Below are 15,427 nucleotides of genomic sequence, written 5' to 3'. Positions count from 1 at the left end.
TGGGGAAGTACTGATTTGGCTCTAGGTCGAGTGCAAATGAGCGTGCTTAGCTTGGGAAAAATATAAACCAGTCGCTGCATCTACATTGAGGTTACTGATGGTTTACACGACTGCTCGCTTCCCCGATATTCAAACTCATTGGGCTCGCGCTTTCATTGAGAATTTGGCGCAGCGCAACATCATTAAAGGGTTTGAGGATGGTACCTTTCGGCCCAACCAATCGATTACGCGAGCTGAATTTGCAGCGCTGATGCAAGCGACCTTTCCCAAACTTGCCATTCGTCCCTACGTGCCATTTGTAGATGTGCCTGCAACTCATTGGGCGCGAGCTGCGATTCAAAAAGCTTACGAAGTTGGATTTCTGTCGGGCTATCCGAATAATCTGTTTCAACCGAACGAGAAGATTATCCGGGCACAGGTTTTGGTTTCCCTAGTCAATGGTTTGGGCATCACCAAAATGGTCGTGGCTGATCTCAAGCCTGTTTTAGCTGAGGTATATCAAGACACAGCCCAAATTCCTGCCTATGCGACTGAGGCGATCGCTGCTGCTACCAGTGCAGGAATGATCATCAACTACCCCGACTTGAAACGACTGAACCCGCTCCAGGCAGCCACCCGCGCTGAAGTCGCAGCCCTGATTTATCAGACTTTAGTGTACTTGGGGCAAGCACCTGTCATTCCATCCAACTACACCGTTACTTATCAGCGCACCGCCACCGTATCTCATACAAGAGAGTTTCGTGGAGTCTGGGTAACATCTGTCTGGAACCGAGATTGGCCCTCTTCCCAAAAGCTATCTGTAGACCAACAAAAGGCAGAGTTTGTCAGTTTGTTGGATCAGTTGCAAGCACTGAATATCAACGCGGTAATTCTGCAAGTGCGACCGGAAGGAGATGCCCTGTATGCGTCCCAGCTAGAGCCTTGGAGCAACTGGCTCACAGGAACACAAGGAAAAGCCCCAGAACCCTTCTACGATCCTTTAGAGTTTGCGATCGCTCAGTGTCACCAGCGTAATATGGAGTTGCATGCCTGGTTCAACCCTTACCGAGCCAGAACTTCCCGACAAGATAAGTCTTTGGCCGCTCCACACCTAGCGCTCACTAATCCCGAAGCGGTGTTGCCATACGGCGACGAACTCTGGATGGACCCAGGAGCAAAAGTTGTCCAAGACTTGTCCTACAACGTGATTTTAGATGTGGTGCGCCGCTATGACGTAGATGGGGTGCATCTAGATGATTATTTTTATCCCTACCCGATCGCAGATCAACCCTTTCCCGACCAAACAACTTACCAAGCCTATCAAGCTAAAGGTGGCACCCTCTCCTTGGGAGATTGGCGACGGGAGAATGTCAACCAACTGATCCAGCGCCTTGCTACCGGGATTCGAGCCACAAAACGCCATGTCAAATTTGGTATTAGTCCTTTTGGGATTTATCGCCCTGGACAGCCTCCTAAAGCCCAAGGTCTAGATGCTTACGAGCGTCTCTATGCCGATGCTAAGAAGTGGATACAGTTAGGTTGGGTAGATTATTTCACGCCACAACTATATTGGCGAATTGATGCGCCTGCCCAAAGTTACCCGATGTTGTTGCAATGGTGGACAGAGCAGAACCCGCAGCGTCGGCACATTTATGTAGGAAACAACTTAAGCAAATTAGACAGTATAAAATGGCCTGTTTCTGAGGTAGAGCAGCAAGTCACGATTACCCGTGGTATGGTTGCTCAGTTGGCTTTGGGAAACATCTTCTTTAGCACCAGGCCTTTACTGGATAACCGTTTGGGTATTACCGACACATTCAAGAATGCCATCTATACGAAGCCCGCTCTCGCCCCTGCCACACCTTGGCTCAGTAGCGATCGCCCTTCTCTCCCAATCAACCTAAAATTACAGAATCGCACCCTAACTTGGACTAACGCTGCCAATAGCACAGTTCGCTCCTGGACGCTCTATCAACAAGCAGGCAACACCTGGCCCTTACAACGCATTCTAACGGCTGATACCAACGCTATTATCCTTGCACCTGGCACTTATGCTCTGTGTGCCGTGGATAGAGTCATGAATGAAAGTGCTGGAGTGTTGATTACAGTGAAGTGATTGGAATCAGGGGAATGCTTCTCAAGTAACTCAGGTTCTGTCTAAGGAGGGTGAACAATCTAAGCTTGGCTGCGACAAGATCAGAGCATACTCCAGCCTATTTGATTGTTACAGTGCGAGCTTTATTGGCTTCAAGTGCGAACTTGAAATAGCCCCTGCCTACGACTACAACATGAGTGCTTAATATGCCTAGCAATATCAAAGAGAAAATTACCCAAGATTTGCAGCAAGCCAAATCTACTGGACAGGTGCGATCGGAGCGCATTCGAGACATTGTGAAGTCAGCAGTTTCGCAAGTCACCTCTGAAATGAAGCAGGGTTCAGGCGAACTGCGGGATATCGTCAGAGATGCTATTTCTGCGGTTGTTGAAACCTTTCAAGAGAAAGGTGGTGAACTAAAAGAGGAAGTCACTGCCTCCCTAGAAGGAGCAATTGAGGGTGTGAGCGAACTCAGACGGCGATCGATCTCTCAAACTCAATCTGAGATGAAGCAACTAGAAACAAAACTAGACAACGAAGAAGCAGAACTGCAACAAGAGATCGATCGCCTGCTAGTCGATGTGGGTGAAGCAGACCACGGTGAGACCTCTCCTACAGTCAAGACAGCTATCACATCAGCAGTAGACAGCTTGCGGGATAGCGAAGAAGTCTCGTTGATGCAAAAACGCTATGCTCAACTCCAAGCCCAATTGGCGATTCTCCGAGCTAACTTAGCAGCCCGTTATGGTGGACGCACCGAGGATATCCAGGGATATTTAGACGAAGCCAAAAACTGGTATGACCGCTCTCGTCCCCAAGCTGAAGCGTTAGCTGAACAAGTAGAGCAGAAGCGATCGCAGCTAGAAGAGCGTTTGGGAGATGCAGGTACAGCCGTAGCGAAAAAAGAGCGGCAAATTCGGCAAATTCTCAGTGAGCTGCTTCACTCTGCGGGAGATGCTTTACGTGAAAAAGAACGCTCTAACAAGCGCTAATTTTCGGTGTATTAGTTGGTGCATTAGGTAGAGATTAGATCAAAAGAGAGGGCGATCGCTTCTGTTTACCAGTAATGCGATCGCCCTCTACTTTTTGCAGGAACTATTTTTTGCAGGACAAACTCTTTGTGAGAGCAAATTGTTAAGAGCAAATATGTAGAGACGAGCGGCCATTCGCCTCTACGAGCCACTAACCTGCATTAATCAACTGGAACAGTCGCTGTAGAGAAATTTCTACTTGATCGGGATAGTGGTTGAGGTCGTGGCCGAGGCTATAGACCGCTTTCTCTAAAAGATAGGCATTCAATAGTACCTGTAGCTCCTGTTCGGTTTGAGGCACAAAAGGATGCTGGGCCGCAGTTGCCAGGTAGGTATTAAGGAACGTAGCACTGACAGAGGTATGCCAAAATTCTGTCCATTGCTCCATGAGCGCTAGGTTATCTGCATGGATCAAGCCACCTTCGATTTCATTGCGGAGGGCCTGGTTAGCGGCGTAATAGAAGGATTGCAACATGCCTGCTACATCTCGCAAAGGCGATCGCTTCATGCGGCGTTCGCTGAGAGTTCGATTCGGTTCTCCCTCAAAATCGATAATAATGAAATCCTTTCCGGTATACAGCACTTGTCCCAGATGATAATCTCCGTGGCAGCGAGTCCGCATAGCGGTAATCTTTTGATTGAGGATTAACTGGAAGCAATCCAGCGCCTTATCCTGCAAATCGCAAACAGACTGGGCCAACGGTTGCGTATCAGCAGATAAAGTACCTAAGTTCTGTTTTAACAAACGGAATACTTTCCCTGTCAAATTCCGCGCATATTGATAGATGGAGCGCTGATAGAACGTAGAGAACGGTTCTGGCGCAAAACTGGCATTCTCTGGATCAGAAGCTAAAGCACTATGTAGTTCTGCGGTTCGCTGAGCTAGGAGCTTGACATTAGCAAGATAAGAACCAATCGTGCTGAGGTGAGAGTCAGGCACTTCAGTTTTTTGCCAATCGGATAATGAGTCAGATGGGAAGGAGATTTCTTTGATCGCCTCTGGCTGGATCAGCGCGTGATCGAAGTAATCACGGAGGCTGTCGAGGGTGTAATCCCAGCCACTCCGGGTATCTAAGACAAATTCTTGCAATCTCCCGAACGTCATGGGTTCTTTATTGCGTTGGCGATACTCCAAGGCTCCCGCCACCGAAGCGAAATGCTCTAAGCACTTTTTCTCCTCCAAAAAGATCCCAATTTCCAGATCAGGGTTAATGCCTTCTTCGATTTTACGGAACAGCTTCAAAATCAAGCGATCGCCATAAATAATCGAGGTGTTATTGTGCTCTCCTTTCATCAACGTTGGTTCTAGCGGAGAAACGTCAGCCGTTAGAGGAGCGAAGATGTCGGTTGCTGTAGCCGCCAATTCTCCTGCCATCCCTGGATAGCGTTGATTTTTCGCAACTGCATCCAGAAGAGCCGTGAGGAAATTTTTGTCAGCTGTGGCATCAAATAAAACGCCAATATCATCTTTGCCAGCAATGTGCAGCCGAGCCACTACTAGCTGGGGGCTATCCGCCAACAAATGGATCGCTTGGTCTCCTTCCGCATAACCCAGAGGCAGCAAATAGGTATCTGACTCTCCTTGGATGTACTGCACTTGCACACAAAGGAGACGCGCCTCTCGATCCTGAAACGGAATCGCGATCGCCTCCTTAATCTGAACCGATTGCACCGTTTGCGCGTTGCTGACAAACCAACGACAGGTATATAGATAACTCGCTAGCACCGATTCTAAGTTATCCCGTGAATCGCGTTGGGACAACACCATCTGCCATTCTCCCTGAACCATCAGGGTTGGTAGCTCAGCTTGAGATTTGGGTGCTGGTAAGGCGCTGGGTTGAGGTTGAAGCGTGAACCAATAGAAGGCGTAAGGCCCGACACTCAGGAAGTAAGGAGAGTCGGTGATTGGGGGAAACTGAGTGCGACCAAAGATCTCCACAGGCATCATGCCATCAAAGGCCGAGAGATCAATTTCTACAGTTTGCACAAAGCGGGATAGATTGACAATGACTACGATCGATTCGTCTTCATAAGTACGGATAAAGGCCAAGACCTTCCGGTTATCCGGATGCAGCAGCTCAAAACTACCCCGTCCTAAGGCTTGAAAGCGCTTGCGAGTCGCCATTAACCGCTTCATCCAATGCCAAAGCGAGTTAGGGTTAGCTCGTTGCGCTTCCACATTAATCGCTTCGTAATGATATTCTGAATCGACAATAATGGGTAAATACAACCGCTGGGGATTGGCGCGGCTAAATCCAGCATTGCGATCGGCGCTCCATTGCATCGGAGTGCGCACACCATTGCGATCGCCCACATAGACGTTATCCCCCATACCGATCTCATCTCCGTAATAGAGCACCGGAGTTCCTGGGAGGGCAAGCAGCAAGCTATTGAGCAATTCAATTTGACGGCGATCGTTGCCTAGCAAGGGAGCTAAGCGCCGCCGAATTCCTAAATTCACCCGCATGTCACGGTCTTGGGCATAGACGCGATACATATAGTCGCGGTCTTCGTCCGTCACCATTTCTAGCGTTAATTCATCATGGTTGCGGAGGAACAATCCCCACTGGCAGTTATCTGGAATGGAGGGCGTCTGATGCAAAATGTCGATAATCGGGAAGCTGTCTTCCATCCGCAACGACATAAACAAGCGGGGCATCAGGGGGAAGTGGAAGTTCATATGGCACTCATCCCCATCGCCATAGTAAGCCGCTGCATCTTCTGGCCACTGGTTAGCCTCTGCTAGCAGCATCCGGTTCGGATGTCTTTCGTCCACATATTGCCGCATTTGCTTCAGAAAGTCATGGGTTTCTGGCAAATTCTCACAGTTAGTACCTTCGCGCTCGTAGAGATAAGGTACGGCGTCCATTCGCAGGCCATCGACACCCATGCTGAGCCAGAAATCCAATACCTCAAATACAGCTTGCCGAACAGCTGGGTTGTCGTAGTTCAAGTCAGGCTGGTGGGAGTAGAAACGGTGCCAGTAGTAAGCCTTGGCGATCGGGTCCCAAGCCCAGTTAGAAGTCTCAAAATCCTGAAAAATAATCCGAGCTTCCTGGTATTTCTCTGGCGTATCACTCCAAACGTAAAAGTCCCGCTCTACACTACCTTTAGGAGCCCGCCGAGCCCGCTGAAACCAGGGATGCTGGTCAGAAGTATGGTTAACAATCAGCTCAATAATGACCCGAATTCCCCGCTGATGCGCCGCTGCCAAAAACTCCTGAAAGTCTTCTAGGGTGCCATAGATCGGGTTGACGTTGGTGTAGTCAGCAATATCGTAGCCATCGTCTTTGAGTGGCGAAGGAAAGAACGGCAGCACCCAAAGGGCAGTGACGCCTAAGTCTTGTAAATAGTCTAGTTTCTCTGTCAGACCCCGAAAGTCACCAATACCATCTCCGTTACTATCAGCAAAGGCCCGAACTGGCACCTCATAGATGATCGCGTTCTTAAACCACAGAGGTTCATCTTTGATCACTGAACGTTGCACCTTTTCCACAGTTCAATTCCCTAGTCGCCACTGTAACAAGGTATAGAGTCTATTCCCTCATTGCCAATGACCTACAGACTGAAAGTCAAGGAATTAATAGGGGCTTGCTTGCAGCTATTCTGACTCTTCCTCCCCTAATTATTATTGTTACTAACTTACAGCTACTCCTAAGGGAAGAAATATATCTGTATCCCAAGAAGGAAAGATGGATAAGCCTCCCAGTCTTTCGCTTAGAATAAGTCTGTAGCTAACTGACAAATTGAGTAACTACTTTATGCCTGAAGTCGTCGAGATCCCCATCGAACTAACCCAATTTCAACTACCTCAAGCAGTTCAAGCACGTTTACAATTTCTATTGGATCAACAGGATGAGGGCTGTATGTTGTCTCAGTCAGAACGACAGGAGGCAGAAGGACTTGTAGAGCTGGCAGAATTTTTATCTTTGCTGCGTTTGCGCTCAACCCGTGTAATGAAGCAATCATAAATGGCAACGATTCCAGCTTCTCTTCGTCGATTAGTAATTCAACGGGCTAATCACCGTTGCGAGTACTGTGGAATATCTCAACTTGGGCAAGTTGCAACTTTCCATATTGACCACATTATCCCTGAAGTAGCAGGTGGCGAAACCACTTCAGAAAATTTGGCTCTTGCCTGTGTTTCCTGTTCTCTTCGTAAAGGCGCACGGCAAGCTCTTAAGGATGTAGAGACGGGTAAAATTGTCTCCGTTTTTAATCCTCGTCAACAGGTATGGGAAGACCACTTTGCTTGGAGTGGTGTACAAGTTGTTGGGTTAACAGCTATAGGTCGAGCGACAGTGCAGGCCCTTGACCTAAATCGAGCCACAATGTTGGCGATTCGGGGAGAAGAGGAGTTGCTAGGTCGTCATCCACCACCATAAATCAGCTTGATGTAAAACATGCAAAGTGCGACTTGTAGGTGTGGTACGCATATCGGCACATAGAGAAACCTAATGATGATTAGACTCAATCGATCTTGTATAACATACCTAATCAGCGAGTTGTACAGGTTCAATTTACAAAAAATGGGCGATCGCTAAGGACCACCCATTTCATATCATTATTGCGTTAGGACTACGCTGGATAGATCCGTAAACGACGATGCGGTTCAGAGCCGAAGCTGCTGGACTGGAGTTGGTAGTGCTCTACTAACTCATGTTGCATCTTGCGGATATGGGAGGCGCGAGGCAACAACTCTACAGGTTGACCTTTAGGCAGCACAATTTGTTCTACTGCCAATCTGGCTTCTTCCATAGCATCCATTTCGTCACCTTCATCATTTTGCTCCGCCTCTAGATCAAAATCAGGTTCAGCGATCGCCTCTAACCCTGGCATCCCCAGCACTTGGCGTAAAGTACGGATAATTTGAGGAGTACTGTTGGATTTAATGGCGTAGATTGGGATGTCGTGCGCTTGGGCTAGGTGTTGTAAGTTGGCATGCTTTCTCAAGTGCGATCGCAACGCCAAGATCGCTTCGGCATCTCCCAGTGCATCGACTAGTACCACTGGCAAATTCAGCATCCCTATGACTTGCTCCAACTGCTGACGACCTGTGCCGTAGAGGTAAAGCCGTAGCGGTTGATGACTCGATAGCTCTAAAGCCTCTTCAGGGATTAGCCCACTATCAAGTTCTGCCAAATTTTTACTCCTAGATAGCTTCTGGGGAAAAGACAGGAGTTGTCCTGTATTTTGGCTACTGGTCTTACTAAATGAAGCATTCCCAGTGGGCGCATTAGGCCGTCTCAGAGGCGAAAGGCTGGGCACTTCTCGCGTAATGATCACCTGTCCTTCGTCATTGATGGTTCTGATTTCAGGGTTAGGTTGACGGCCTCGGAGCAAGGCATCCACGCTGTCTGCCACTGTTTCATGCACGACCCACCGCTGACGCTCTAGCATCTCTACCGCAATGTCGAAAGTTGGGGGAGCTTTGCGCTCTAAGACACTCTTTTGGCTGCCTCGGCGTTTGGCTTCCTCATCTCCCAGCGTCACAGATTGAATCCCACCTACCAGATCAGAGAGTGTGGGGTTTTTGATCAAGTTCTCGATTTGATTACCGTGAGCTGTCCCGACTAGCTGGACTCCCCGCTCTGCGATCGTGCGAGCTGCAAGGGCCTCTAGCTCTGTACCGATCTCATCAATCACGATTACTTCTGGCATGTGGTTCTCCACCGCCTCAATCATCACTTGATGTTGCAGTTCAGGACGAGCGACTTGCATCCGTCTAGCCCGACCGATCGCGGGGTGAGGGATATCGCCATCGCCCGCAATTTCATTGGAGCTGTCAATGATCACGACTCGCTTATTCAAATCATCTGCCAGAACCCGCGCAATTTCGCGCAAGGCTGTGGTTTTGCCGACCCCTGGACGACCCAACATTAGAATTGACTGGCCTGTTTCTACCAGATCTCGAATCATGGCGATCGTGCCAAAAATCGCGCGGCCCACCCGACAGGTTAAGCCGACAATCTCACCAGAGCGGTTTCTGATGGCACTAATGCGATGCAAGGTTTGCTCAATGCCTGCCCGGTTGTCTCCGCCAAAGTCACCCAAGCGATCGATACAGTCCTGAATTTGAGTTCGAGTTACCATCTGCTCAGAAAGGTACTCGGCTCCATGAGGGAATCGTGCTTCAGGACGCCGCCCCAAGTCTAAAACCACTTCAACGAGGCGATCGCGCTCTGGATGTTGTTCTAAAATCTGTTGAATCTCCGAAGGCAAAATCTTTAACAGTTTCTGGAGATCATCTGTAATTTGCATGCTTCTATGTCAGCGTTGCTGAACGCAAATAAAAAAGTTAGTAAAATCTGCTTGCCATCTGATCTAACATTGTGGCGATCGCCTCACCTTTCATCAGCCAGGGAACACGACCACCCATGTAGGGATTCCACCCCTAAACTTAGGTTCTACAAATCTATCTCTGGGGATTCAAGATTAGCCTCTGTCGCTAAGTAGACGAGTTGGGATGGCAGAGTTCATTAGGATGGCAGATACCCAAATCAGAGGAGCTAATTATGCTCACACGTTTAATCAGCATTCTGAAGAAACAGCTCGGTATGACCAAAGCCCAGCCTTTAGGTCGAGCGAGCTTGTCCGAAACAGACTCATTCGACACCTTGCCCACCCCTTGGCCGATCGCTCAAGTTGAAGAGGAAGAAGACCCGAAGGTTATTTAGGCCTCTAGTCCCTGCCAATTCAGCAAGGTCGCTGCTGAAACAAACCCTCTCCATTAGCTTGACTTCTTAAAGGCTAGGAGAGGCCGCGCCAAATTTCCTACAATTAAATAAAATTAGTTAATCAAAATTGATGAATCTGCTTTAAGGCGATCGCCTAGCCACAAACCACCTTAATGTCGCCAAAAATAAGGTGCTCTGCGCTGGGGTCAGGTGAAAGCTTCGAGTCAGATGCTTAGTGCGCATTCCATACTATGCTTCCTGGGCTTTTCTTAAAATTCACCCAAATTCACCCAGTTGAGAATTGTGATAAATACCTATTTTTTTACTGGGAAATAACAATCACAGGGGTATAATCGCGTTAAATTAACAAAACTACACACGTAAAATCCGGTTGTTCAGGTGAGGTAAAGGTGATAGAAGGAGTGGAACAATCTACCCGCAATTCCAAGTTGCAACAACCGAGCGGTACGGAAGCATCGGTAGTTTTTCCTCCGCCAGTCACTCCATTTGAATCGCCCATGCCCAACCCGGTCGCCTCTGCCCCTTTTCCCAAACGCACAACCCTTGCCAAACGCCTCTTTTGGAGTTTTGCTTTCGTCTTAACAACCACCGTATCAGCGTCTATTGGGGCCACGGTGGCCTTGCTAGCTCCTGTGGCACCCCCCTCGACTTCTGATGCGCAAAATGTGTCGCTAAACAACCTGTGGCAAAAAGGGCTACAGTACAAAATCTCTCGCCCGGTCAACATTTTAGTGATGGGGATCGATCGCGTTCCGGGGATGACGGGAAACTCACCAGAGGTTTTCGAGGGTCGCAGTGACACGATGTTACTATTGCGGGTTGATCCAAAAACCAAGTCAGTTAGTATGCTGTCGATCCCTAGAGACACTCAGGTAGAGATTCCTGAAATCGGGATCACCAAAATCAACCAAGCGAATGCCAGTGGTGGCCCTGCTTTAACTGCGCGAGTGGTCAGCCGTCACTTAAATAATGTGCCGATTGACCGCTACGTGCGCGTCAGCACTGATGCTTTCCGTGAGATTGTAGACTTGCTGGGCGGTGTGGATGTCTTTGTACCCACGCCAATGTTCTATGAAGATCAGACCCAGAAGCTCAGAATTGACTTGGCTCAGGGCTGGCAAACTCTAGATGGAGAACAAGCCGAAGGGTTTGCTCGGTTTCGTAACGATGCGTATGGTGACATTGGCCGAGTCCAGCGCCAGCAAGCTTTGATCAAGGCACTACGCGATCGCCTAACCAGCCCCAGTGTGCTACCCCGTCTGCCTAAAGCGATCCGAATTATGCGGAAGTACATTGACACCAACCTCACTTTGGAAGAAATGTTGTCGCTAATCGGCTTTGGTCTTGGGCTAGAGCGCGATCAATTCAAGATGGTGATGTTGCCAGGTCGCTTTAGCCAAGCCGATGAATATATTTCTAGCTACTGGATCATGGACGATCAGGGGCGCGATCGCGTCATGCGGGAATTTTTCAAAATCGATGCTGCCGGATTAGCCCTAGATAGCCAATACCACCTAGCGTCTGATACCGCTCCCCAAGGCTTGCGGATCGCCATTCAAAATGCCTCTGGGCAACCTGAACTGGGTAGCCGCGTGGCTGAAATTCTAGAAAACCAAGGCTTCCCCAATGTCTACATTGTGCAAGACTGGCCCGACCATCAGCGCCAAACCCAAATTATTGTGCAGCAAGGTGACTTAGAGGGGGCAGCAGTCCTCAAAAAGGCGATCGGCTTGGGCAACATTGAAGCGACTTCTACCGGAGATTTAGAATCCGACCTCACCATTCGCATCGGGGAAGATTGGCTGCAAAAAGGCATCTAGGCATCTAGAACGATGGGCTGAATTAGCTTGGGTAGAGCTTTGCCTCACGTGAACTATGATCCAAGCGGTCTCGTGCTAGGTTGGGTGCAGAATGTCGGTGGCTGAAGTGGGATGAAAGTTGCAGATTTAGTGACCTGGTTTGAAGCTTGGGCCAATCCAAGTTGGCAGGAAAGTTGGGATAACTGTGGTTGGCAAGTAGAACCAGGGGTTCTCGATCAAGCCGCCTACGTTTTAGTCTGCCTCACCCCAACGCTAAGCGTGATGCAAGAGGCGATCGCGCTCCGTCAGGCAGGGATTCCAGTCAATTTGATCTTTGCCCACCATCCCTTGATTTTTGGCCCTCTCAAGTCCTTGCAAAAAGGCGATCCCATCAGTGATATGGTTCGCCTATCGTTTACCCACCAAATCAGCATTTACACGGCTCACACCAACTTTGACCAGGTGAATCATGGTACAGCAGATGTCTTAGCCGAAGTTCTGGATCTGAACCAGGTTGCTCCCATTGTGCCGACTCAAAACGGCTTTGGTTACGGGCGAGTCGGGTTGCTCGATCCAGCTCTTTCTTTACAAGATCTGCTAGCCCGCATTCAAGCGCAGTTAGCCCCACCTAACTTGATTTTCTCGCCCACTGCTAATCTGCACCAACCAATTCATAAGGTAGCCGTTTTGGGTGGCTCAGGAGCTAGCTATATCTCCGCTGTGGTCAAGACTGGAGCGCAAGCTTACCTCACCTCAGATTGTAAGTTTCACCAGTTTCAAGAGAGTCGCGATCGCGGCCTAATTCTGATCGATGCGGGACATTACGCCACCGAACGTCCAGCCTGTGCTCGCCTAGTCGAAAAATTGCGGGTACTGGGGCTGGAATGGGTGCAACTCAGCAGCGAGGATGAGGATTTTCGTCAGTTCTACCATCATTGTGTCTCCTGAATCTAAGTACAGGACAAAAGCTTGCAAATACTCCGAAGAAAAGGGTTTCATGAGAATTACCACATTCCGAGCATGAAACCCTATGCATCAGGTTACTCTACTTCGCGATGCCTTGCGTCCCCACCTCGCTTGGCATGGAGCCAGACTAAGTTTTCTAGCCGCTTTCCTAATCGCTCTGCTGCGAGTTAAAACCATCAACTTTGCTGAACTCGCCACGGCCTTCAGTGGCAAGGCCCAAACCGACTCGCATTACAAACGACTCCAGCGGTTTTTCCGCCACTATGCCATCGATTATGCTGAGATCGCCCAGGCAGTGGTAGCTCTCATGGGCATTCCTGAACCGTGGGTGCTCTCCCTGGACCGGACGCAGTGGCAATTTGGGGAGCACACCTTCAACATTCTGATGCTGGGTGTAGTTCATGAAGGCATCGCCTTTCCTGTCGTCTGGTGCCTCCTCGATAAGCCCGGCAATTCCAACACCGATGAACGCATCGAGTGGTTCAACCAGTTTCTGGAACGCTTCGGAGAGCGGGAGCTTGCCTGCCTAACCGCAGACCGAGAGTTCATCGGCAAAGACTGGTTTAGCTACTTGTTGCAAGAGCCACGAACCCCCTTTCGCATCCGCATCCGTCACAATCACATCATGGGCAAAGGCCGTCAACGTTTCAAGGTCAGTGCCGTCTTTCAAGCCCTTCAGCCTGGACAGCATCAGGTGCTGCGGCATAAACGACAATTGTGGGGACATTGGCTCTACATCGCAGCATTGCGGTTGGACGATGGTACCCTGCTGGTGGTTGCAACTCAGGCTGCTCCTCAGTCCGCAATTACAGATTATGCCAAGCGCTGGGGAATTGAAACTTTGTTTGGCATTTTCAAGAGCCGAGGGTTCTGCTTGGAATCCACCCACCTCAGCGATGGGGAGCGACTCAATAAGCTGCTGGCGCTGCTCTCCTTAGCGCTGTGCTGGGTGATCCTCACCGGAGAATGGCTCCATGAAATCAGACCATTGGCGATCAAAAAGCATGGACGTAGAGCCAAGAGTATTTTCCGCTATGGTTTTGACCATCTCCGTCATATTGTTCTTAACTTGGAGCAGAAAATGAATGAGTTTCAGAATGTTCTACAATTTTTGTCCTGTACTTAGCTCCTGAATAACAACACAGTTTGAGTTTGGGCTCCAGTCACTGCGGTTGGGGCTGGTATCTGTAACTTGAATACCTTTTTGTCGTAGGCTATCAAATACCTTACGGTTATTGGCGATCGCATCCTCAGTCTTCCAAACCTCAAACTTCCAATCCTTTGTGATGGTCTGACCCTGAGCATCGGATGAATCTATTCTGGCGGTAACTAGCTTGTGTTCATCCTCCGATTGCTCACTTAGGATCTTCCAACTCCGCACCGCATTCAGTGGGTTCGACTTAGCGTCAGATAGAACGCAAAAATTTTGCGCTGATGTGGAGTTTCCGTTGGAGAGTTTTTGGAGGAATTCTTCAGCAGTTTTCTTGCCTGATGGGGCACAGCCAAATAACACAGACGTGAGGCTAAAAATAGCAGCTAGTTTCAAGAACTTCATTGGATTTTTTCGTGCAGACTCCCCCAAGTTTAGTTATGCATTGGGTTGGTGATCACCGTATAAACCTTGAAGATATTGCTGGCTTCTATCTACATCTCTTTTGAGCTTCAGGACTCATTAAATTGTGAGTGGCTTGGAGCTATGAGGACTTTGCTTCTACAACTGAATTCATACGAACCCGTAAATTTACTTGCTAAACAACTTTTAAGCAGCTCGACCAGTGGCATACTGGAACGGATACTCTGGTTATGAGGCTGTTTGGGAGATTTGCATTCATGGCTTATTTCTGGTTTAAAGCATTTCATATCATTGGCGTTGTAGTTTGGTTCGCCGGACTTTTCTATTTAGTACGTTTATTCATCTATCACGTAGAGGCAGAAGAGAAGCCAGAACCTGCTCGTTCCATTTTGCAGCAGCAGTACGCCTTGATGGAAAAGCGCCTGTACAACATCATCACCACGCCCGGAATGGCAGTAACGGTGGCAATGGCGATCGGGATGCTCTATACCCAACCTGACCTTTTGCGCGATCGCTGGTTGCACATCAAATTGGCATTCGTCGCCATCTTGTTGGTCTATCACCACTACTGCGGTCGTCTGCTCAAGCAACTAGACAGGGGCGAGTGTAAGTGGAACAGTCGGCAGTTGCGAGCCTTAAATGAAGCACCAACACTCCTCCTAGTCGTGATCGTGATGTTGGCGGTCTTCAAAAACAACTTACCTACCGATGCTACGGCTTGGGTGGTTGTCGGATTAGTGATTACAATGGCCGCAACCATCCAGCTTTACGCCAAAATCCGCCGCAAAAACGAAGAGAAAATGGCTGCCGCTGCGCAAACAACGGACAACTCTTTACCTGCTAATTCTTAACGAGAAAGCGGTAAAGAGTTAGTCAAAGCTCTTAACTAGAGTTTTACTCCCCTTCCCTTGTAGGGAAGGGGCTGGGGGTTAGGTTAGGTCTCAAGGCAGCTTACCCGCAGCAATTTACTTGCAATACACGGTAGCTCTAGAGAAAGCTAAAGGTTCTCCAAATCCACTTCAAAGGTTTGGCCATCCAGGGTGACGCGATCGCCGGAGACTAGTTTGCGGCCTCGACGAGTTTCTAAAACGCCATTCACACTCACCACCTCGTCTTGAATGATCATCTTGGCTTGGCCACCCGTATCTACAATTCCCATTACCTTCAAAAATTGGTCTAGTTTAATCGTATTGCTCGTCTTAGTCATACCAGATTCAGAGAGAGTCGTCTCGCGAGAAGTCATGATTGCTATTTTCTATTGTCTCTGAATGTTGTGGCCTTGGCGG

13 protein-coding genes are annotated in these 15,427 nt (G+C 48.9%); 9 read left to right on the top strand and 4 right to left on the bottom strand.

Features of this window, described 5'->3' with window-relative positions:
- Positions 1-97 precede the first annotated feature (97 nt).
- Both KME12_13625 and KME12_13620 read left to right on the top strand, forming a co-directional pair.
- Complete coding sequence (locus KME12_13625; GenBank protein ID MBW4488820.1) at positions 98-2,095, top strand: family 10 glycosylhydrolase; 1,998 nt, start codon at positions 98-100, stop codon at positions 2,093-2,095.
- A gap of 185 nt (positions 2,096-2,280) precedes the next feature.
- Entirely contained in the window at positions 2,281-3,066 is a 786-nt protein-coding gene (locus tag KME12_13620; GenBank protein MBW4488819.1) for a histidine kinase, read from the top strand.
- Positions 3,067-3,256: 190 nt separating this feature from the next.
- Here the strand turns inward: KME12_13620 and treS are convergent, their stop codons facing one another.
- A complete protein-coding gene (gene treS, locus KME12_13615; protein ID MBW4488818.1) occupies positions 3,257-6,592 on the bottom strand; it encodes a maltose alpha-D-glucosyltransferase in 3,336 nt (1,111 codons plus the stop codon).
- 274 nt (positions 6,593-6,866) lie between these two features.
- Between treS and KME12_13610 the strand changes: the two genes are divergently transcribed.
- Both KME12_13610 and KME12_13605 read left to right on the top strand, forming a co-directional pair.
- Positions 6,867-7,076 carry a hypothetical protein gene (locus tag KME12_13610; protein ID MBW4488817.1) on the top strand — a complete coding sequence of 70 codons (210 nt, stop codon included), beginning with the start codon at positions 6,867-6,869 and terminating at the stop codon, positions 7,074-7,076.
- Complete coding sequence (locus tag KME12_13605) at positions 7,077-7,490, top strand: HNH endonuclease (protein ID MBW4488816.1); 414 nt, start codon at positions 7,077-7,079, stop codon at positions 7,488-7,490.
- 193 nt (positions 7,491-7,683) lie between these two features.
- Here KME12_13605 and KME12_13600 read toward each other — a convergent pair whose 3' ends face one another.
- Positions 7,684-9,366 (bottom strand): AAA family ATPase, encoded by a 1,683-nt coding sequence (locus KME12_13600; protein MBW4488815.1) that lies wholly within the window; start codon positions 9,364-9,366, stop codon positions 7,684-7,686.
- Between the two features lie 254 nt (positions 9,367-9,620).
- Here KME12_13600 and KME12_13595 point away from each other — a divergent pair, with 254 nt between their 5' ends.
- The 4 genes from KME12_13595 (at position 9,621) to KME12_13580 (ending at position 13,694) form a co-directional block, all read left to right on the top strand.
- Positions 9,621-9,782, top strand: a complete 162-nt coding sequence (locus KME12_13595) for a hypothetical protein (GenBank protein MBW4488814.1) — start codon at positions 9,621-9,623, stop codon at positions 9,780-9,782.
- A gap of 518 nt (positions 9,783-10,300) precedes the next feature.
- Entirely contained in the window at positions 10,301-11,623 is a 1,323-nt protein-coding gene (locus tag KME12_13590) for an LCP family protein (protein ID MBW4488813.1), read from the top strand.
- A 111-nt stretch (positions 11,624-11,734) separates the two neighbouring features.
- On the top strand, positions 11,735-12,550 hold the full coding sequence (locus KME12_13585) for a Nif3-like dinuclear metal center hexameric protein (GenBank protein ID MBW4488812.1): 816 nt from the start codon (positions 11,735-11,737) through the stop codon (positions 12,548-12,550).
- Positions 12,551-12,632: 82 nt separating this feature from the next.
- Positions 12,633-13,694, top strand: coding sequence for an IS4 family transposase (locus tag KME12_13580; GenBank protein ID MBW4488811.1), 1,062 nt, complete (start codon positions 12,633-12,635; stop codon positions 13,692-13,694).
- Here KME12_13580 and KME12_13575 read toward each other — a convergent pair.
- Entirely contained in the window at positions 13,671-14,123 is a 453-nt protein-coding gene (locus tag KME12_13575; GenBank protein ID MBW4488810.1) for a hypothetical protein, read from the bottom strand. The two genes, KME12_13580 and KME12_13575, sit on opposite strands and share 24 nt — an antisense overlap.
- Positions 14,124-14,398: 275 nt before the next feature.
- Here KME12_13575 and hemJ point away from each other — a divergent pair, with 275 nt between their 5' ends.
- Positions 14,399-14,992: a protoporphyrinogen oxidase HemJ gene (gene hemJ / locus KME12_13570; GenBank protein ID MBW4488809.1), complete on the top strand. Its 594-nt coding sequence runs from the start codon at positions 14,399-14,401 to the stop codon at positions 14,990-14,992.
- A gap of 146 nt (positions 14,993-15,138) precedes the next feature.
- Here hemJ and KME12_13565 read toward each other — a convergent pair whose 3' ends face one another.
- Positions 15,139-15,348, bottom strand: a complete 210-nt coding sequence (locus tag KME12_13565; protein MBW4488808.1) for an RNA-binding S4 domain-containing protein — start codon at positions 15,346-15,348, stop codon at positions 15,139-15,141.
- Positions 15,349-15,427 lie beyond the last annotated feature (79 nt).

The organism is Trichocoleus desertorum ATA4-8-CV12 (assembly GCA_019358975.1).
GTDB classification, from domain to species: Bacteria; Cyanobacteriota; Cyanobacteriia; order FACHB-46; family FACHB-46; genus Trichocoleus; species Trichocoleus desertorum_A.
This window is presented reverse-complemented; position numbering and strand designations above follow the sequence as displayed.